Below are 20069 nucleotides of genomic sequence, written 5' to 3' on the forward strand. Positions count from 1 at the left end.
CCGGCATGTGAGTCCCCTGTGGGTATGCAAAGGGGCGGCCCGCCCACCGGCGACCCGCCCACGAATGAATCTCTCAATATCCCCTACCGCAGAAAGCAGCCGGATCCGATCACGCCCCCTCTCACCGGGTCTGGCGGATCATCGACAACCCTCACCCCCGCTCGCGCGGGCGTGGCGAATCTAACAGCCGGGACGGGTCTTCCGGAAGGGCTCCGGGGCCGGGACGGGGCCATGCCGCGGCGTCCCGGCGGAGTCGTTCCCGGGCCGTCAGCGCGCGGCGACGTAGGCGGCGATCGCCTCGCGCACGCGCTTGAGGCCCTCGGCCAGTTCCTCGTCGGTGATGTTCAGCGGCGGCACGAAGCGCAGCACGCTGGTACCGGCCTGCAGGATCAGCACCTGCTTTTCGGCGGCCAGGTCGAGCAGCGCGCCGATATCGGCCACGTACTCCGGCTTGAGCACCGCGCCGATCATCAGGCCCATGCCGCGCACCTGCTCGAACACGCCGAACTCGGCGCCGATCGCTTCCAGCCCGGCCTTGAGCGCGGCCGACTGCCGGGCCACGTTGGCCTTGATTCCCTCCGAGGCCAGGGTGCGCAGCGCCACCCGCGCCACCGCCGCGGCCAGCGGGTTGCCGCCGAAGGTGGTGCCGTGGGCGCCAACGCCCATGACCTCGGCCACCTTCGGCCCGGCCAGCATGGCGCCGACCGGGAAGCCGCCGCCCAGCGCCTTGGCCAGGCTGACGATGTCCGGGGTCACGCCCCAGTTCCAGTGCGCGAACAGCTCGCCGGTGCGGCCCATGCCCACCTGGATCTCGTCCAGCACCAGCAGCGCGTCGTGCTGGTCGCACAGCTCGCGGGCACGGCGCATGAACTCGGCCGAGGCCGGCATCACCCCGCCCTCGCCCTGCACCGGCTCGAACATCACCGCGGCCACGTCGCCGCCGGCCATGGCCGCTTCCAGCTGAGCCACGTCGTTGAAATCGGCATAGCGGAAGCCACCGGGCAGCGGCTCGTAGCCTTCCTGGTACTTGGGCTGGGCGGTGGCGGTCACCGTGGCCAGGGTGCGGCCATGGAAGCTGCCGCGGAAGGTGACGATGACCCGCTTCTCCGGCGGCCGGCCCTGCGCCGCGGCCCACTTGCGCACCAGCTTGATCGCCACCTCGTTGGCCTCGGCGCCGGAGTTGCACAGGAACACGCGGCTGGCGAAGCGCGAGGCCTGCACCAACTCCTGCGCCAGGTGCAGCGGCGGCTCGCTGTAGAACATGTTGCTGGTGTGCCAGAGCTTGTCGGCCTGGGCCAGCAGCGCGGCCTTCAGTTCCGGGTTGTTGTGGCCGAGGCTGCACACCGCGATGCCGGCCGCCAGGTCGATGAACTCGCGCCCCTGCGTATCCCAGAGCCGCGCCCCCTGGCCACGCTCGAGCACGAGCTGGCGGGGCCGGTACACCGGCAGGTAGTACTGCGACAGGGACAACAGCGGCTCGGCGACAGCGGTCATGGCGTTCCGGTAGTGGTAGTGGTGGGCGAAAGCCGCATTCTCCCCCATTACCCGGGCTGCGGCACAATAGCGCCATGCGACTGTTCTCCACCCCGCAGCTGAACCCCGCGTCCGAGACGGGCTGGCGCCGCCGCTGGTTCGACATCATCCACCGGCGCGACACCCGGCCCTCGCGCAACTTCGACCTGCTGCTGGTCTACGCCATCGTCGCCAGCGTCACGGTGGTGATGTTCGACAGCGTGCAGCACATCCACGCCGCCTGGGCATCGTGGTTCTACGTGGTCGAATGGGGGTTCACCCTGCTGTTCACCGCCGAATACGTGCTGCGGCTGCTGGTGGTGCGGCGGCCGCTGCGCTATGCGCTCAGCATCTGGGGGGTGATCGACCTGCTGGCGATCCTGCCCACCTATATCTCGCTGCTGCTGCCGGGCGCGCAGTCGCTGCTGGTGGTGCGCGCGCTGCGCATCCTGCGCGTGTTCCGCATCCTCAAGCTGACCCGCTACATCGAGGAAAGCGGCATCCTGATGCAGGCGCTGTGGCGCAGCCGCCGCAAGATCCTGCTGTTCCTGTCGATGGTGGTCACCATCGCGATCATCGCCGGCTCGCTGATGTACGTGATCGAGGGCCCCAGCCACGGCTTCAGCAGCATCCCGGCCAGCATGTACTGGGCGGTGGTGACCATGGCCACGGTCGGTTTCGGCGACATCGTGCCGCAGACCACGCTGGGGCGCTTCGTCACCTCGGTGCTGATCCTGATCGGCTACAGCATCATCGCCGTGCCCACCGGCATCTACACCGCCGAACTGGCCAACGGCATGCGCCAGGCCGAAGCCTGGCGCCGCCGCCGCGACGACCGCGGCTGCATCGTCTGCGGCCACGAGGGCCACGAGCAGGAGGCCCGCTACTGCAACCGCTGCGGGCATGAACTGCCCGAGCCGCTGGAACCGTGACCGGCATGACCGCGGGCACGCGCCCACGGCCACTGCGGCGTTTCAGTCCAGGAACAGGTCGGGCAGCAGCGCCCGCGCGGGATCGACCGCGTAGCCGGACAGGTCGCTGACCCCGGCCTGCGCCAGCACCTCGTCGTCGATCAGGAACTGGCCGCTGAAGCCGGCCGCTTCGCGCACCAGCACCGCGTGCGCGGCATCGGCCATGATCTCCGGGCGGCGGCAAGCGGCCGCATCGACCCCGGGAATCATGTTGATCGCGTCGGTGGCGATGACCGTGCGCGGCCAGAGTGCATTGACCGCCACGCCCTGCGGGCCGAACTCGGCGGCCAGGCCCAGGGTCACGAAGCTCATGCCCATCTTGGCCAAGGTATAGCCGGTATGCGGCCGCCACCATTTCGGGTCCAGGCTCGGCGGCGGCGCCAGGGTCAGGATGTGCGGGTTCGGCGCCTGCAGCAGGTGCGGCAGGCACGCCTGCGCGCACAGGAAACTGCCGCGCGCATTGACCTGCTGCATCAGGTCGAAGCGTTTCATCGGCGTGTCCAGCGTGCCCCGCAGCCAGATCGCCGAGGCGTTGTTGACCAGGATGTCGATGCCGCCGAAGGTGTCGACCGTGGCCGCCACCGCCGCGCGTACCTGGTCTTCCTCGCGGATGTCGCACTTCAGCGCGAGGCCGCGGCCACCGGCCGCGTTGACCGCCTCCACGGCGCTGTGGATGGTGCCGGGCAGCTTGGGGTTGGGCACCGCCGACTTGGCGGCGATGGCGACGTTGGCGCCGTCGCGCGCGGCGCGCAGCGCGATCGCCAGGCCGATGCCGCGCGAGGCGCCGGTGATGAAAAGGGTCTTGCCTTGCAGGGTGCTCATGCGCGACTCCGCGATACCGATGGAAGCGGAGCGCATTATGCGCCACCGGCGCGACCGCCCCTGCCGGTGCCGCGCGAACACCTGCGGTTAATCCGCGATGTCGATACTGGCGCCCTTCCACAGCCGTCGTGCGTTGCCATGAAATCCCTGCCTGTCGTCGTTTCCCTGCTGCTCGCCTTGTCCCTGCCCGCCTGCCAGGAGCGCACCGCGCCGCCCGGCGAGGCGACGCACCCGCGCGACGTCGCCGGGCAGACCACCGGCCTGGGCAACGGCGATGCCACGCCGGTGCGGATCGATGCCAGCGCGGTATGGAGCGGGGCGACCGACGGCTGCCGCCAGGCGGCCGCGCCCGGTGGCAACCACTGCGTGGTCGAAGCCATGCGCGGCGCCGGCGCGACACCGGCCGCGATCGCCGCCGCGCAGCGCCTGGCGGCACAGGGCGAATCCGGTTATGTCAGCGCCTGGGACGACCAGTCCGGGGTGGGCGTGGCGACCCTGGAATTCCCGCTGCGCGCCAACACCAACCAGGGCACCTGGCTGGTGGATGCCAACGGACGCACCATCGACGTGGATGCGGATGTGCTGCCGGACAGTGCCCGCACCGGGGCGCAGGCCCGCGCATTCTTCGACAGGCACCCGGAGGCCGTGCCGTTCGCACCGGCGCAAACCGCCGGCACCGCGCCGCTGGCCGACGGCGGCGTGCGCCTGCTGTACGCCACGCCGCTGCGCGGCTGCCATGCCTGCGCCGACGACGGCATACTCACCCTGGGCTACGACTTCGACGCCCAGCGCCGCTACATCGGCAGGCAGGTGGTGGAGGTGCGCTGAGCGATGACGTCGCCCTGCTCGGTCGACGCAGGCCGGCCCCACAACGCCGCCCCCCCTCCGGCGAACCCACCGTAGAACGGGCCCTGCCCCGCTGTGGATTTCCCGGCAGCCCCCGGCGGGGCACGCCCATCTCCACGCGCATTGCCAACGTGATGGCGCCAAGCCCTCCTTTGTATCAAGGGGGGCGCGCCAAAGGCGCGGGGATAGGCCGGCAAGGCGTCGGGGCCCAACGTTCTGCCGTGCGGAACTTTGTGACGCAGCCCGCTGCGCGGGCTGCGTCACATCTTCGGGCCCTGCCCCTCGTTGTCTTCCCAGTGCAGGATGCGCCGGGTCACGAAGCGGTACACCGGCTTGCCGGTGGCGAACCACAGTTCGCGCACCCACGAATGGCGCTTGAGCAGGCGCAGTTCCACCGGGGTCAGCGCCTGCCGGCAGTACATGCGCTTGTGCTTGAGCAGATGGCGCAGGTCCTCGCGCGCGAGCAGGCGCATCCAGCGCGAGCGCGGGTCGCCGCAGACCGCGAGCTGGAAGTCGATCAGCGCCGGCGAGCCGTCGGCGCGCACCAGCCAGTTGGCTTCCTTGGCCAGGTCATTGTGGGCGATGCCCTGCCGGTGCACCTGCTGCAGCAGGCGGCGCGCGGCATGAAACCAGGCCACGTCGCCACGCGGCGGGCGCAGGTGCATGGCCGCGCCCTCCATGTAGCTGCGGTCCAGCCAGCGCCCGTCCCAGCGCAGCAGCCGCGGGGTCGCCTCCATTCCGCCCAGCCTGGCCAGCGCGCGCGCCTCGCGCCGCGCCAGCCACCACGCCGGCAGCCGCAGCCACCACGGGGTGGCGCCCAGATCGCGGCGCACGAAGCGGCGGCCGCCCTCGCACACCACCAGGATGCGGCCGAAGCTGTCGGATTTGAGGATCTGGACGCCGTCGTCGTGGGAAATGGCCATCAGCGCCATTCTAGCCGCTGGCACCCGCCGCCCAGGCGCGCGGCGACGCGGCGTCGCATTACCTGCATGGCCGCTGTCCGGAACCCCGGCGCAGGGCAGCGGTCAGACCCCCACGCCCTTTTATAATCCCGCGATGCAACCTTCCTGGATCGACTCTCTCCTGGCCTGGATCGCCGCACACCCGGTGCTGGCCGGCGGTGCCGTCTTCGCCATCGCCTTCTGCGACGCGGTGATCATCCTCGGCGCGATCGTGCCGGCACTGCCGCTGATGATCGCCGTCGGCGTGCTGATCGGCATGGGCGAGATCTCCGGCCCGTATGCGGTGGCCTGCGCCGCGCTGGGTGCGTTCTGCGGGGATGGCCTGAGCTACTGGGTCGGCCGCCGCTGGGGCGACCGCCTGCGCGGGGTATGGCCATTCAGCCGCTACCCGCAGTTGCTGGAACGCGGCGAACTGCTGTTCAGGCGCAACGCCTTCAAGAGCATCCTGGTGGCGCGCTACGTCGGCGCGATCCGCCCGTTCGTGCCGGCCATCGCCGGCATGGCGAAGATGCCGCTGGCGCGCTACGCGCAGCCCAGCGCGGTGGCCAGCCTGTCGTGGGCGGTGCTGTTCCTGCTGCCGGGCTGGGCGCTGGGCCAGGCCTACGACGCAGTGGCCGCGGTCGCCGGCCGGCTGTTCGTGGTGGTGGCGCTGCTCGGGGTGATGCTGGGGCTGGTGTGGGCGATCGTGCTGTACGGCTACCGCTGGTCGGCCGCGCGCATGGACGGCTGGCTGGCGCGGCTGCTGCGCTGGTCGCAGCGCCATCCGCACCTGCTCGGCCGCTACTGGAACGACCTGTTCGACCCGCGCCGGCGCGAGTCGGTGCCGCTGGCGATGCTGGCGCTGATGCTGCTGTTGCTGGGCTGGGGCTGGTTCGTGCTGCTGATGGTGGTGGTCGGCCATGGCGAGCCGCTGTCGCTGGACCTGGCGGTGCACCAGCTGATGCTGGCGCTGCGCAACCCGCTGGCCGACTACCCGATGGCGGCGCTGGCCTCGCTGGGCGACTGGCAGGTGCTGTTGCCGGCGATCGCCGCCGGCATGGGCTACCTGTGCTGGCGCCGGCGCTGGATGGCTGCCGCGCACTGGCTGGCGGCGCTGGCCTTCGGCCTGGCGCTGACCAAGCTGCTGGGCACCACCGTGGACGTGGTGCGGCCACCGGCCGCCAGCAGCGGCTTCGGCTTCCCGTCGGTGTCGGTGACCATGGCCACCATCACCTTCGGCTTCTTCGCGGTGCTGATCAGCCGCGAGCTGCCCGGGCGCACGCGGGTTTGGCCGTACCTGGTGTCGGGCATCGTGGTCACGATCATTGGTTTTGCCCGCCTGTACCTGGGCGCACACTGGCTGAGCGATGTCATCGGCGGCATGTTGTTCGGCATTTTCTGGCTGCTGGTGCTGGGCATCGCCTACCGCCGCCGCTTCAACCGCTCGTTCTGGGTCAAGCCGGTGACGTGGCTGTTCTATGGCGTCTTCCTGCTGGCCGGGTTCTGGTACGCGCCGCGCAACGTGGCGGCCAAACTGGCCAAGTTCGAACCGGCGGCCGAGGCACCGCGGACGATGGACATGGCGGTGTGGTGGCAGGACGGCTGGCGCGAGCTGCCGGCACGCCGCAACGAATTCGACGACGACCAGCGCTGGCCGCTGGACGTGCAGGTGGCCGGGCCGCTGGCGCCGCTGCAGGCGCAACTGGAACGCCACGGCTGGCGGCTGCAGCCGCAGGCCGGCTGGCAGCAGGCCCTGACCATGCTGGACAGCAAGGCCACGCCGGACCAGGTACCGGTGCTGCCGGCGACGCTGGACACCCATGTCGAATCGCTGCTGATGCTGCGCCGGGGCGCGCGCCCGGACGAACTGCATGCGCTGCGCCTGTGGCCGGCGCCGGTACGGCTGCAGCCGGGCCAGGCGCCGCTGTGGCTGGGCAGCGCGCAGACCCTGCGGTTCCAGCGCCACTTCAAACTGTTCGGGCTGTGGCTGCCGCTGCGCGGGGTGGACCCGGCGCTGGCCGCGGTGACGCAATCGCTGGACGGCATGCAGACCCGTACCCAGGCCATGCCCGAAAACGGGATGCAGTTGTTGATGATCCGCAGCGAACCGCAACCGTAGCGGCGGGCGTTGCCCCTCCCGCTCTCCGTTTATGCAGGGCTTGCCCTGCATGAAGCCTTCCCGGTAAAGCCCCGTGCCGGGCGAGCCCGGCACCTACGCGTACCGGTGCAATTCGCGCCCTCCGTAGATGCAGGGCTTGCCCTGCATGAAGCCTTCCCGGTGAAGCCCCATGCCGGGCGAGCCCGGCACCTACGCGTACCGGTGCAATTCCCGCACCCCGTAGATGCAGGGCTTGCCCTGCATCAAGCCTTCCCGGTGAAGCCCCGTGCCGGGCGAGCCCGGCACCTACGCGTACCGGTGCAATTCCCGCCCTCCATAGATGCAGGGCTTGCCCTGCATGAAGCCTTCCCGGTGAAGCCCCGTGCCGGGCGAGCCCGGCACCTACGCGCACCGCCGCAATTTGCGCCCTCCGTAGATGCAGGGCTTGCCCTGCATGAAGCCTTCCCGGTGAAGCCCCGTGCCGGGCGAGCCCGGCACCTACGCGCACCGCTGCAATTCCCGCTCTGCGTAGATGCAGGGCTTGCCCTGCATGAAGCCTTCCCGGTAAAGCCCCGTGCCGGGCAAGCCCGGCACCTACGCGCACCGCCGCAATTTGCGCTCTCCGTAGATGCAGGGCTTGCCCTGCATCAAGCCTTCCCGATGAAGCCTCGTGCCGGGCGAGCCCGGCACCTACGCGTACCGGTGCAATTCCCGCACCCCGTAGATGCAGGGCTTGCCCTGCATGAAGCCTTCCCGGTGAAGCCCCATGCCGGGCGAGCCCGGCACCTACGCGTACCGGTGCAATTCCCGCACCCCGTAGATGCAGGGCTTGCCCTGCATGAAGCCTTCCCGGTAAAGCCCCGTGCCGGGCGAGCCCGGCACCTACGCGTACCGGTGCAATTCCCGCACCCCGTAGATGCAGGGCTTGCCCTGCATGAAGCCTTCCCGGTAAAGCCCCGTGCCGGGCGAGCCCGGCACCTACGCGTACCGGTGCAATTCCCGCACCCCGTAGATGCAGGGCTTGCCCTGCATCAAGCCTTCCCGGTGAAGCCCCGTGCCGGGCAAGCCCGGCACCTACGCGCACCGCCGCAATTCCCGCGCTGCGTAGGGGCGGGGCTTGCCCCGCCCCTACAGGTCGGATTCCGACGGCGGCTCGAAATCGGGGATCCAGGTGAGCAGTTGTTCCAGCCGCCGGTGCGGGTCGTCTTCCTGCAGCAGCACCAGCCGCTGCGCTTCGTCCAGCGGCAGCAGTTCGGCCAGCCGCCAGCCCACCCATGCCGCCTGGTCCAGCTGCGCCGGACCGGCGCCGGCGAACTCGCCCCCCGCCTGCTCCAGGATGCGTTCCAGCAGCAGGCCCAGCAGCGCATGCTCCGGGCGCAGCTCGTCGTCGTGGTCCGGCTCGCGCCAGTGGATCTCGCCCACCACCAGGCCGTTGTCGCGCACCCGCGTGCGCGCGACGTGGAAACGGCGGCCGCCGCGCAGGCGCAGTTGCAGCACGCCGTCGGCGCCGACATCGAAATCCTCGACCAGCGCCTCCACGCCCCAGGCCGCGGGCGTGGCCGGCGCACCGACTTCTTCGCCGTCTAGGATCAGGCAGATGCCGAAGGTGCTGCCATGGCGGCCGCATTCGCGCAGCAGGTCCAGGTAGCGCGGCTCGAACACGCGCAGGCCGAGCGCGGCGCCGGGCAGCAGTACGGCATGCAGCGGGAACAGGGACAGGGTCTGCGTGTCGGTCATCGGCCGGGCCAGGCTCCGGAAACGGGGGAATCGCGGACGAGGGTAGCGCATGACCGTCGCGCCCCGCGCCGCGACGGGTCGCGGCATCAGCCCTGCAGCTGCGCCAGGAAGCGGCGCGGCGCGCCGTCGAAGCCGCCGTTGGACATGAACACCACATGGTCGCCGTCGCGTACCGCTTCGCCCAGCCGCGCCAGCAGCGCATCGGTATCGGCCACCGCCTGCGCCTGGCCGCGTACCGCCGCGATCACCGCGGCCGCATCCCACGGCAGCTCCGGGCGGGCCAGGAACACCACCGCGTCGGCGATGTCCAGCGACGGCGCCAGCGCCGCGGCATGCGCGCCCAGCCGCATCGAATTGCTGCGCGGCTCCATCGCCACCACGATCCGCGCCGCCCCGACCTTCGCGCGCAGGCCTTGCAGCGTGGTGTGGATGGCGGTGGGATGGTGCGCGAAATCGTCGTAGACGGTCACGCCGCGCGCCTGCCCGATCACCTCCAGGCGGCGCTTGACGCTGTGGAAGCCGGCCAGCGCCGGCGCCACCGCGGCCACGTCCACGCCCACCGCATGCGCGGCGGCCAGCGCCGCCAGGCCGTTGAGCACGTTGTGCCGCCCCAGCAGCGGCCAGCGCACCTGCGCCACGTCCACGCCCCGGTGCAGCACCGCGAACGCGCTGCCGTCCGGTTCGACCAGGCGCGCGCTCCATTCCAGCGCGGGATCGAACCCGAAGCGCTCCACCGGCGTCCAGCAGCCCATCGCCAGCACCTCGGCCAGGCGCGCGTCCTCGCCGTTGACGATCAACCGGCCGCGCCCGGGCACGGTGCGCACCAGGTGGTGGAACTGGCGCTGGATCGCGGCCACGTCGGGGAAGATGTCGGCGTGGTCGTATTCCAGGTTGTTGAGGATCGCCACCAGCGGCCGGTAGTGGACGAACTTGCTGCGCTTGTCGAAAAACGCGGTGTCGTACTCGTCGGCCTCGACCACGAACTCGCGGCCGCTGCCCAGCCGCGCCGACACGCCGAAATCCTCGGCCACGCCACCGATCAGGAAGCCCGGCTCGCGCCCGGCGGCCTGCAGCAGGAAGGCCAGGATGGTGGTCGTGGTGGTCTTGCCGTGGGTACCGGCCACGGCCAGCGTGTCACGGCCCGGCAGTACGTTTTCGGCCAGCCACTGCGCGCCGCTGGTGTAGCGCCGGCCGGCGTCCAGCACCGCCTCCACCGCGGGGTTGCCGCGCGACAGCGCGTTGCCGATCACGACCTCGTCGCAGTCGGCGCCGATGTTGCCGGGCAGGTAGCCCTGGGCCAGGCTGATGCCCAGCGTTTCCAGTTGGGTGGACATGGGCGGGTACACCGCCTGGTCGCTGCCTTCGACCGTGTGGCCGAGTTCGCGGGCCAGGGCGGCCACGCCGCCCATGAAAGTACCGGCGATGCCGAGGATATGGAGCTTGCTCATGCGCCGATTGTCGCCGATGCGCCGGCGCGCGGGTATGTCACCCCGGCATTACCCTTACCGGCGTGTAGGGAAAACTCCTATACCACCCGGGGCATTCATACCGAGAATGCACGGGCCAGCCGCAGTATCCCTCAGGTCCTACTCCCCAAGAGGCCATCCCCAGGGAGCTCATGCTGCGGGGCTCTGAGCACGCCCACCTGCTGGCCCCTGCAACGACGAACGCCCCGGACCAGCCAATGGTCCGGGGCGTTCTTCATGCGCCCGCTCCGGCGCAGGTCCGGAGCGGAAAGCCGGGCATCAGCGTTTGATCGCCGCCAGGATGCGGGCCAGCACCTCGTCCAGCGCGCCGACGCCGTCGACCCGGGCCAGGGTGCCCTTGCCGGCGTAGAAGTCGATCACCGGCGCGGTGGAATCGTTGTAGACCTGCAGGCGCTGGCGCACCGATTCGGGGTTGTCGTCGGCGCGGCCCTGCTCCTTGGCGCGGCCGGCGATGCGCTCGACCAGCAGTTCGGTCGGCACGTCCAGCTGCACGATCGCGTCCAGCGGCTGCTGCAGGCGCGCCAGCAGTTCGCCCAGCGCGTTGGCCTGGGCCACGTTGCGCGGGTAGCCGTCGAGGATGAAGCCGTTGGCGACGTCGGCCTGCGCCAGGCGCGCTTCGAGCATGCCCAGCAGGATGTCGTCGGACACCAGGTTGCCGGCGTCCATCACCGCCTTGGCCTGCTTGCCCAGCTCGGTGCCGGCGGCCACTTCGGCGCGCAGCAGGTCGCCGGTGGAGATGTGCGGAATCCCCAGCTCTTCCTTCAGGCGGGTCGCCTGCGTGCCCTTGCCCGAACCGGGCGGTCCCAACAGAACCAATCGCATTCCTGACTCCCTTGTATGTAGAGGACGTTTCTTTCAGGGACGGACAGCGGCGTTAGACTCATGGGCCGATTCACGCTGCACCGCAATAACGCAGCTTACCGCATCCGGCCAATGTCCCGGAAATGTCCCCCGCCCGGAGAACCCCGCCCATGTCCAAAGGTACCCTTCTCTACGCCCAGTCCGGTGGCGTGACCGCCGTCATCAACGCCACCGCCTCGGCGGTCATCGCCGAAGCCAGGGCAAAGAAAATCAAGGTGTTGGCGGCACGCAACGGCATCCTGGGCGCGCTGCGCGAGGACCTGGTCGACACCTCCCGCGAGTCAGCCGCGAGCATCGCCGCGCTGGCCCACACCCCGGGCGGCGCGTTCGGCTCGTGCCGCTACAAGCTCAAGTCGCTGGAAGCGGACCGGGCCCGCTACGAGCGCCTGCTGGACGTGTTGCGGGCGCACGACGTGCGCTGGTTCCTCTACAACGGCGGCAACGATTCGGCCGACACCGCGCTCAAGGTCTCGCAGCTGGCCCGCGAGTTCGGCTACCCGCTGACCTGCGTGGGCGTGCCCAAGACCATCGACAACGACCTGGCGGTCACCGATACCTGCCCCGGCTTCGGCTCGGCGGCCAAGTACACCGCGGTGTCGGTGCGCGAGGCGGCGCTGGACGTGGCGGCGATGGCCGAGACCTCCACCCGGGTCTTCATCTACGAGGCGATGGGCCGCCATGCCGGCTGGCTGGCCGCCGCGGCCGGGCTGGCCGGGGAGAATCCCGACGAGGCACCGCAGATCATCCTGCTGCCGGAACGCGCTTACGACGAAGCCGCCTTCCTGGCGAAAGTGAAGCAGGTGGTGGCGAAGGTGGGCTGGTGCGTGGTGGTCGCCAGCGAGGGCATCCAGGACGCCGACGGCCGCTTCGTCGCCGACGCCGGCGGCGCCACCGACTCCTTCGGCCATACCCAGCTCGGCGGCGTGGCCTCCTACCTGGCCGGCCGGGTCAAGGCCGAACTGGGCTACAAGGTGCACTGGACCCTGCCGGACTATCTGCAGCGCTCGGCCCGCCACGTCGCCTCGAAGACCGACTGGGAGCAGGCGCAGGCGGTGGGCAGGGCGGCGGTGCGGTTCGCGCTGGAAGGCCGCAATTCGGTGATGCCGGTGATCGTGCGTACCGGCGACACGCCGTACCGCTGGAAGATCGAGGCCGCGCCGCTGTCCAGGGTGGCCAACCACGAGAAGAAGATGCCGGCCGGGTTCATCCGCCGCGACGGCTTCGGCATCACCGACAAGGCGCGGCGCTACCTGCAGCCGCTGATCCGCGGCGAAGCACCGCTGCCATGGGGCCGCGACGGTCTGCCGAAGTACGTGACCCTGAAGAACGTGGCGGTCGCCAGGAAACTGCCGGTCTGGGAGGGCTGAGCCGGCAGCGCCCTGGCGTGCGTCGCGGTGACTTCAGGCAGGTGCGCGGCGGCACGCGCGGCATCATCGTGGCGCCGTGTTTCCCGCACAGGCACGACGCCATGGCCCGCAGGATATTGATCGGCATGCTCGGCTTCCTTCTGGCCTGCCTGATCGGCGCCGCAGGCTATCGCCTGGGCCAGCACCTGGCCGGGCATGACGCGGGCCCCGCGCAAGCGGCGGCCTGAGCGGGGCAACCGCGGGCGCGGCGGCGCGCCACCGTCCGCCTCAGCGACAGGGCGTGCCCTGCAGGGTCATCCGCACCGCGAACGCGGGCAGTGACGCGAGTTTGCCGGCATCGGCCTGCTGCCGCGCTTCGCCCAGGTACACGCGCACCTGGCCCTGCCCGTCGCGGACCAGCGGTTGCTCGACCGGGCGCCGCCAGACTTCGACCACCGCCTGCTGGCCGGGACAGGCCGCGGCCGGTATGCGGATGCGGTCGTTGAGCCGCCACCCGTCCTCGCCGGGCCGCACCCGGGCGAAGTCCAGCAGCGCCGCGCGCGGCTGGCAGCGCGGGTCGGTGCGTACCGGCTGCATGGCGTAGGGTGCGTCGGCCTGGCCGGTGAAGCGGCCTTCGATGCGCACGCAGGCCTCGGGGATCTGGCGCACGGTATGCACCGCGCCCACCGCCTGCGGCGTGCCCGGCGGGCGCTGGATTTCCGGTTGCGTGGCCGCCGGCGCCTGCGCGCCGGCAGCCAGCGGCAACAGCGCCAGCAACGGTATCGACCACTTTCCACGCCGCACTTTCATCGGCCCGCCTCGCGTCAGGGAAAGCCGCACGGTGCCAGCGCGGCGCTGAACGGCAGGGCAAGCGCGCCGGCCCGTGACAGTGAACGGCAGCTGACCCATACTCGCCGCAGCTCCAGGAAACGTTGAACACCGCGACACGTACCACGGCCGCTGCATGGCTCCGGGTCTGTTCCAGTGCTTCATCCCCGGCGTGTCCCGCGTTCAGCGCTGCTGGACGACATCCACCTGTGCTGGAGGGGTTCATGCTGGAACACTACGGTCTCGTCTTCGCGCTGGCCTGCGCGGTCATCGCCATCGCCTATGGTCTGTTCGCCGCCCGCTGGATATTGCGCCAGCCGGCCGGCAACGCACGCATGCAGGAAATCGCCTCGGCGATCCAGGAAGGCGCGCGCGCCTACCTCAACCGCCAGTACCTGACCATCGCCATCGCCGGCGTGGTGCTGTTCGTGCTGGTGGGCGTGTTCCTGAGCTGGTACACCGCGGTCGGCTTCGCGGTCGGCGCGGTGCTGTCCGGCGTGGCCGGCTACATCGGCATGAATGTCTCGGTGCGCGCCAACGTGCGCACCGCCGAGGCCGCGCGCAACGGCATGGGCGCGGCGATGGACGTGGCCTTCAAGGGCGGCGCGATCACCGGCATGCTGGTGGTGGGGCTGGGCCTGCTGGGCGTGGCCGGCTACTACTTCGTGCTGCAGCAGCTGGGCCTGGCGCAGGCCGACAACCTGCACGCGCTGGTCGGGCTGGCGTTCGGCTCGTCGCTGATCTCGATCTTCGCGCGACTGGGCGGCGGCATCTTCACCAAGGGCGCGGACGTGGGCGCCGACCTGGTGGGCAAGGTCGAAGCCGGCATTCCCGAGGACGACCCGCGCAACCCGGCGGTGATCGCCGACAACGTCGGCGACAACGTCGGCGACTGCGCCGGCATGGCCGCCGACCTGTTCGAGACCTACGCGGTGACGGTGATCGCCACCATGCTGCTGGGCGGCATGATGATGGTGCCGGGCTCGGCCGACTTCGCCGGCAGGAACGCGGTGCTGTATCCGCTGGTACTGGGCGGCGTATCGATCCTCGCCTCGATCATCGGCGCGATGTTCGTCAAGGTCTCCGGCAGCAAGCCCAACATCATGGGCGCGCTGTACAAGGGCGTGATCGTCTCCGGCGTGCTGGCGGCGATCGCGTTCTACCCGATCACCACCGCGCTGATGGGCGACAACGCCCACGGCGCGATGAACCTCTACATCTGTGCCCTGATCGGCCTGCTGCTGACCGGGCTGATCGTGTGGATCACCGAGTACTACACCGGCACCCAGTACAAGCCGGTGCAGCACGTGGCCAAGGCCTCCACCACCGGCCATGGCACCAACATCATCGCCGGGCTGGGCGTGTCGATGAAGTCCACCGCGCTGCCGGTGGTGGCGGTGTGCGCGGCGATCTGGTTCGCATACCTGCACGGCGGCCTGTACGGCATCGCCATCGCCGCCACCGCGATGCTGTCGATGGCCGGCATGATCGTCGCGCTCGACGCCTACGGGCCGATCACCGACAACGCCGGCGGCATCGCCGAGATGGCCGAGCTGCCGCCGGAGATCCGCGACATCACCGACCCGCTCGATGCCGTGGGCAACACCACCAAGGCGGTGACCAAGGGCTATGCGATCGGCTCGGCGGCGCTGGCCGCGCTGGTGCTGTTCGCCGACTACACCCACAACCTGCAGGCGGCACACCCGGGCAGGTCGTTCCTGTTCGACCTGTCCGACCACCGGGTGATCATCGGCCTGCTGGTCGGCGGCCTGATCCCCTACCTGTTCGGCGCGATGGCGATGGAGGCGGTGGGCCGCGCCGCCGGCGCGGTGGTCGAGGAAGTGCGCCGCCAGTTCCGCGAGATCGCCGGGATCATGGACGGCAGCGGCAAGCCGCAGTACGACAGGGCGGTGGACATGCTGACCCGCTCGGCCATCCGGGAAATGATCGTGCCGTCGCTGCTGCCGGTGGCGGTGCCGATCGTGGTCGGCCTGCTGCTCGGGCCCGAAGCGCTGGGCGGGCTGCTGATCGGCACGATCGTCACCGGCATCTTCGTGGCGATCTCGATGACCACCGGCGGCGGTGCCTGGGACAACGCCAAGAAATACATCGAGGACGGCCACTTCGGCGGCAAGGGCAGCGAGGCGCACAAGGCCGCGGTGACCGGCGACACCGTCGGCGACCCCTACAAGGACACGGCCGGCCCGGCGATCAACCCGCTGATCAAGATCATCAACATCGTGGCGCTGCTGCTGGTGCCGCTGCTGTAACCGGCGCCCGCTTCCCGCGCTGCGCTGGCCTTCCCCGATCCGCGGCGGAAGGGCAGCGCAGCCGGGCGCTGGCCCCGCAGCCGCGGCCAGGACATCGCCGCCTGCTGCCGGTGCCACGCCGGGGCACGCCCCGGATCAGGCCGCGGCCCGCGGCACGGGAGGCGCCGCAGCGGCCCGACGCACGCGGTTCAGCGCGTGCGTGGCCGCTTCACCGCATGCACCCGCCCGGCGCGGCCGCCGCCGCAATAGAACAGGTCGCCGCCATCGGCTTCCAGGCCGCTGACGCTGATGCCCGGCGGCATGCGCAGGCGTTCCAGTACGGTGCCGTCCTGCGGATCGACACGGCGGATGTCGCTCTCCTCGCCCTCGCCGGTGCCGTGCCACAGCTGGCCGTCCACCCAGGTGACGCCGGTGACGAAGCGATCCGATTCGATGGTGCGCAGGACCGTGCCGTCGGCCGGATCGATCTGGTGGATCCGGCGCTGGCGGTACTGCCCCACCCACAGGCTGCCCTCGGCCCAGGCCATGCCGGAATCGGCGCCGGCGCCGGGCGCGGGATCGAGGACAGCACCCGCCCGCTGCGCGGGTCGATCTTGTCGATGCGCGCTTCGGCGATCTGGTACAGGTGGGTGCCATCGAAGGCGGTGCCGGCATCGCATGGCAGGGCCAGGGTGCGGACCAGCGCGCCATCGCGCGGGTCGAAGGCCACCAGCGCCGCGCCGGTGGCGGCCCACACGTTGTGGCCGTCGAAGCTCACGCCGTGGATGCAATCGGCGTCGGCGAACGGGCCATAGTCGCGTACCACTTCGGCCGGGCGGACCGGGGTGGCGGCCACGCCGGGGACAGGGTTTCCTGTGTTCATTGCTGCGCTCTCCTGGCACATCGGGGATTCGGTGCCTGCCGGTGACCCTAGTCAACCGGCAGCGCGGCGGGGAGTAACAAGATCGTCGTGAATCCACCGGGCGGCAGCGACCACCAGCGCTGCGCGCGGCCGCGTCCGCGCGAGCGCACGCGCCCAGCCGCCTCCAGCTCAACCAGCGCCCTCTGCACGTTGCGCTGGCTGCCGCCCAGTGCCAGGGCCAGCGCCGAGGTGGACCAGCCGGCGCCATCGGCGAGCAGCGCCACGAGCGCGGCCTGGGCGCCCTCGAACGGCGGCGCCAGCACCCTCACCGTATCCGTGGCATGCGGCACCAGCCGGAATCCGCCGGGCGTGGCTTCGATGCCGGCCACCGCCGCGACCAGCGCGCGCAGGCGGCCGATTTCCACCCGCAGCCGCGCGCGCAGGCTGTCGTCGCGGTGGCGCATGCCGAATACGCGGGCGACCAGCGCGTCGCGCTCGACGTCGCCCGGCCAGGCTTCGGCCAGCGCACGGGCCAGGGCGAGCAGTACCGGGCGCCGCACCAGCGAGTGCCAGCGGCCGCCCTGCCGCACGCCCCGGCGGCAGCCATCCACGACCAGCGCGCCGGACGCCAGCAGGGCCTGCACCTGCCCGATCCGCAGCGGCACGTCCACGCCGCCACCGAGGCAACGCGCGGCGGGCTGCTCCAGTTCCGCGCGGGCGGCGGCGACTTCCGCCTGCAGCGCGGCAATGCTGGCCGCACCCGCGGCCACGTCCGCGGCCTCGAGCGCCGCGCACGCCTCGGCCACCCGCAGCGCACGCAGCGCCAGCGCCGCGGCGGTCAGCCCGGCCATCGCCGCCAGCGCCGGCGGCATCCGCTGGCCGTCCAGGCGCGACAGCGCCTCGGCGGCCTGCGGCAGCCTGCCGAGCAGCAGCCAGCGGCGCGCCAGGATCAACCAGGCCTGCAGTGCATTGCCCTGGTCGCCATGCGCCTGCAGCTGCGCCGCCAGTGCACGCAGCGGCGCCGGCGAACCGCCGAGCTCGCGCATCGCCAGTGCCACCTCCGCGTCGGCCAGCGCGCAGCGCGCCCGCGACAGCCCCTCGTGCGTGCCGAAGCCGCGCCGCGCCCGGCGCAGCAGCCCGCGCGCGCGCGCCAGCTCACCGAGCCGGGCCATGGCGATCCCGCGCAGGGCCAGCGCCGCCGGGTCCTCGCGCAGCGCCACGTGGTTGAGCGCGGCCAGGACATCGCCGCTGGCCAGGGCGCGCGCGGAGGCGGCGATCAGCGAATCCATGCCGGCAGGCTACCCGTCCGTGCCCCGGCCTGCACCCGGCCGGCCCCGGCGGACCGGCGCCGGTGGCCGCGCCGCCCGGCGGGCTTTGGTGCGCCGCACCAGCGGCAGGCGTAGAATGCCGCCCTTCTGTCAAACGCACGATTCGGAGCAGCGCATGGGTCTGGAACTCGTTTCCGCGGGCAAGAACCCCCGGAAGAAATCAACGTCATCATCGAGATCCCGAAGGATTCGGAGCCGGTGAAGTACGAAGTGGACAAGGAGTCGGGCGCGATCTTCGTCGACCGCATCCTCTCCACGCCGATGCGCTACCCCTGCAACTACGGCTATGTCCCCAGCACCCTGTGCGGCGACGGCGACCCGGCCGACGTGCTGGTGGTGCTGCCGCTGCCGCTGGTGCCTGGTTCGGTGGTGCGCTGCCGCCCGGTGGGCGTGCTGAAGATGAGCGACGAAGCCGGCAGCGACGAGAAGATCCTGGCCGTGCCGGTGGCGAAGATCTTCAGCGGCTATGGCCACGTCGAGGACATCGCCCAGGTGTCCAGCCACTGGCTGGAGCGCATCGGCCACTTCTTCGAGCACTACAAGGACCTGGAAAAGGGCAAGTGGGTCAAGATCGAAGGCTGGGGCGACGCCGCCGAGGCCAAGCGCATCCTGGTCCAGGCGCACGAGACCTTCGTGGCCAAGCAGGGCTGAGCCACGCCGGCGGCGGCGCCATGCCGCCGCCAGCGACGAGCATCACGTTTCATCCGCCCGGTGCATGACCGCGGCCGGGTGTTCCGCTACATTGACAGGCCGGGTTACCGGCCTGTTCCAGTTCGGCCGGACGGTTCCATTGGGGGAAATGTCTTGCGTATCCTGCTAGTCGGCGACGAAGCCAGCCTGTCGGCCGATCTCCTCGAGTACATCACCGACCTGGGCGAGGACTGGCAGGTCCAGAGCGCCCCGGACGGCAATGCCGCCATCGCCACGGTGGCGTCGAGCACGGTCGACGCGGTGATCGTCGCCCCGGCGCTGCCTGACCTCACGCCTGCCACCCTGCTCGGCCAGATCCGCACCCTGCGCCCGGAAACGATCCGCATCGCGCTGATCGAAGCCGCGCAGAGCCAGCGCGCGCCCTCGGCGCGCATCATCGGCGTGGCGCATCGGTTCCTGCCGCTGCCGCTGTCGCCGGAAGTGCTGCTGGAAGCGCTGACCAGCCTGGAGGAACTGCGCGACCTGCTGGACAGCCCGCGGCTGCGCGCCGCCATCGGCCGCATCGAGAAGCTGCCGTCGCCGCCGCACCTGTACCTGAGCCTGATGCAAGCGCTGGAAGAGGACGAGAACAGCGACGCCAGCGACATCGCCAAGCTGGTCTCGGCCGACCCGGCGATCGCCGCCAAGGTGCTGCAGCTGTCCAATTCCGCGTTCTTCAACAGCGGCCGGGCGATTTCCGACCTGCGCGGCGCGGTGACCCGGCTGGGCCTGTCCACGCTGCGCGACCTGGTGCTGGCCAGCGAGGTGTTCTCGGTGCCGTCGGTGTCCCCGGCCGAGCGCAACGCGCTGCAGGCCCGCGCCCTGGCCGCCTCGCGGCTGGCGGCGAAAATGCTGCCGTCCTCCAGCGCCGAGCTGGGTTCGACCGCGGCGTTGCTGGCCGACATCGGCCTGCTGCTGCCGGGCGTGCGCGACGCGCGCGAACCGGCGGCCGAGGGCGACGACCGGCCCGGCCACGACGAGGCCGGTGCCTACCTGCTGGGGCTGTGGGGGCTGCCGATGCCGATCATCGAGGCGGTGGCGTTTCACCTGCAGCCGCAGCGCTCGAACGTGCGCAGTTTCTGGGTCACCGGCGCGGTGCACGTGGCCACGGCCCTGGCCAGCGGCAACCCGGTGGACGAAGACTACCTGCAGCGTACCGCGGTGTTGCCGCGGCTGGAGGGCTGGCGCGAGATGGCCAGCGACCTCGCCGGGCTGCCCGCCATCGCCTGAGGCGGCCCCCGCCCTGCATACCCCGGAACGGCCGCATCCCCTGCGGCCGTTTTCGTTTCCGCGTCCGGCTTCCCGCTTCCTGCCTCCGCACCTGTACCTGCGGACGCTGCGGCGAAGGCGGCACCGGTAGCGCGCGACAGCGCAACGGGCGCACGCGCGCATTCGCGCCAGCGCGGGCGGGCCGCGGGCGCGGCCTGCTGCCCGCGGACTCCCCCGGCGTGCGCAGGCGGCGCGCGCAAAGAAGAAGGGCGGGCCTTGCGG

15 protein-coding genes and 2 pseudogenes are annotated in these 20069 nt (G+C 71.2%); 8 read left to right on the forward strand and 9 right to left on the reverse strand.

Annotation, left to right across the window (positions count from 1 at the left end; genetic code table 11):
• Positions 1–267 precede the first annotated feature (267 nt).
• Positions 268–1494: an aspartate aminotransferase family protein gene (locus tag B1L07_12580; protein ID AUZ56591.1), complete on the reverse strand. Its 1227-nt coding sequence runs from the start codon at positions 1492–1494 to the stop codon at positions 268–270.
• A 74-nt stretch (positions 1495–1568) separates the two neighbouring features.
• Between B1L07_12580 and B1L07_12585 the strand changes: the two genes are divergently transcribed.
• Complete coding sequence (locus tag B1L07_12585; protein ID AUZ55775.1) at positions 1569–2444, forward strand: ion transporter; 876 nt, start codon at positions 1569–1571, stop codon at positions 2442–2444.
• A gap of 42 nt (positions 2445–2486) precedes the next feature.
• Here the strand turns inward: B1L07_12585 and B1L07_12590 are convergent, their stop codons facing one another.
• Positions 2487–3305 (reverse strand): short chain dehydrogenase, encoded by an 819-nt coding sequence (locus B1L07_12590; protein ID AUZ55776.1) that lies wholly within the window; start codon positions 3303–3305, stop codon positions 2487–2489.
• Positions 3306–3443: 138 nt separating this feature from the next.
• Here B1L07_12590 and B1L07_12595 point away from each other — a divergent pair, with 138 nt between their 5' ends.
• Entirely contained in the window at positions 3444–4133 is a 690-nt protein-coding gene (locus B1L07_12595; protein AUZ55777.1) for a hypothetical protein, read from the forward strand.
• Positions 4134–4411: 278 nt separating this feature from the next.
• On the opposite strand, the gene B1L07_12600 is transcribed toward B1L07_12595, so the two are convergent.
• Entirely contained in the window at positions 4412–5074 is a 663-nt protein-coding gene (locus tag B1L07_12600; protein ID AUZ56592.1) for a serine/threonine protein kinase, read from the reverse strand.
• A gap of 133 nt (positions 5075–5207) precedes the next feature.
• Here B1L07_12600 and B1L07_12605 point away from each other — a divergent pair, with 133 nt between their 5' ends.
• The gene (locus tag B1L07_12605; GenBank protein ID AUZ55778.1) at positions 5208–7211 is read left to right on the forward strand and encodes a hypothetical protein; all 2004 of its coding nucleotides are present in this window, start codon (positions 5208–5210) and stop codon (positions 7209–7211) included.
• Positions 7212–8318: 1107 nt separating this feature from the next.
• Here the strand turns inward: B1L07_12605 and B1L07_12610 are convergent.
• From B1L07_12610 to B1L07_12620, 3 genes are all read right to left on the reverse strand, one after another.
• Entirely contained in the window at positions 8319–8927 is a 609-nt protein-coding gene (locus B1L07_12610) for an ATP-dependent protease (GenBank protein AUZ55779.1), read from the reverse strand.
• An 86-nt stretch (positions 8928–9013) separates the two neighbouring features.
• On the reverse strand, positions 9014–10375 hold the full coding sequence (locus B1L07_12615) for a UDP-N-acetylmuramate:L-alanyl-gamma-D-glutamyl-meso-diaminopimelate ligase (protein ID AUZ55780.1): 1362 nt from the start codon (positions 10373–10375) through the stop codon (positions 9014–9016).
• Between the two features lie 297 nt (positions 10376–10672).
• The gene (locus B1L07_12620; GenBank protein AUZ55781.1) at positions 10673–11236 is read right to left on the reverse strand and encodes an adenylate kinase; all 564 of its coding nucleotides are present in this window, start codon (positions 11234–11236) and stop codon (positions 10673–10675) included.
• 149 nt (positions 11237–11385) lie between these two features.
• Here B1L07_12620 and B1L07_12625 point away from each other — a divergent pair, with 149 nt between their 5' ends.
• Together B1L07_12625 and B1L07_12630 are read left to right on the forward strand one after the other, a co-directional pair.
• On the forward strand, positions 11386–12642 hold the full coding sequence (locus B1L07_12625; protein ID AUZ55782.1) for a 6-phosphofructokinase: 1257 nt from the start codon (positions 11386–11388) through the stop codon (positions 12640–12642).
• A 41-nt stretch (positions 12643–12683) separates the two neighbouring features.
• A complete protein-coding gene (locus tag B1L07_12630) occupies positions 12684–12869 on the forward strand; it encodes a hypothetical protein (GenBank protein ID AUZ55783.1) in 186 nt (61 codons plus the stop codon).
• Positions 12870–12909: 40 nt separating this feature from the next.
• On the opposite strand, the gene B1L07_12635 is transcribed toward B1L07_12630, so the two are convergent.
• Entirely contained in the window at positions 12910–13431 is a 522-nt protein-coding gene (locus B1L07_12635; GenBank protein AUZ55784.1) for a hypothetical protein, read from the reverse strand.
• Positions 13432–13673: 242 nt separating this feature from the next.
• Between B1L07_12635 and hppA the strand changes: the two genes are divergently transcribed.
• Positions 13674–15719: a sodium-translocating pyrophosphatase gene (hppA, locus tag B1L07_12640; protein AUZ56593.1), complete on the forward strand. Its 2046-nt coding sequence runs from the start codon at positions 13674–13676 to the stop codon at positions 15717–15719.
• A 188-nt stretch (positions 15720–15907) separates the two neighbouring features.
• On the opposite strand, the pseudogene B1L07_12645 reads toward hppA, so the two are convergent.
• Positions 15908–16581: pseudogene (locus B1L07_12645) on the reverse strand (hypothetical protein).
• A gap of 47 nt (positions 16582–16628) precedes the next feature.
• Entirely contained in the window at positions 16629–17849 is a 1221-nt protein-coding gene (locus tag B1L07_12650; GenBank protein ID AUZ55785.1) for a helix-turn-helix domain-containing protein, read from the reverse strand.
• A gap of 154 nt (positions 17850–18003) precedes the next feature.
• Here B1L07_12650 and B1L07_12655 point away from each other — a divergent pair.
• Positions 18004–18539, forward strand: a pseudogene (locus B1L07_12655) (inorganic pyrophosphatase).
• A gap of 153 nt (positions 18540–18692) precedes the next feature.
• Positions 18693–19808 (forward strand): hypothetical protein, encoded by a 1116-nt coding sequence (locus B1L07_12660; protein ID AUZ55786.1) that lies wholly within the window; start codon positions 18693–18695, stop codon positions 19806–19808.
• Positions 19809–20069 lie beyond the last annotated feature (261 nt).

The sequence above is a fragment of the Stenotrophomonas acidaminiphila genome, assembly GCA_002951995.1.
In the GTDB taxonomy this organism is placed as follows: domain Bacteria; phylum Pseudomonadota; class Gammaproteobacteria; order Xanthomonadales; family Xanthomonadaceae; genus Stenotrophomonas; species Stenotrophomonas acidaminiphila_A.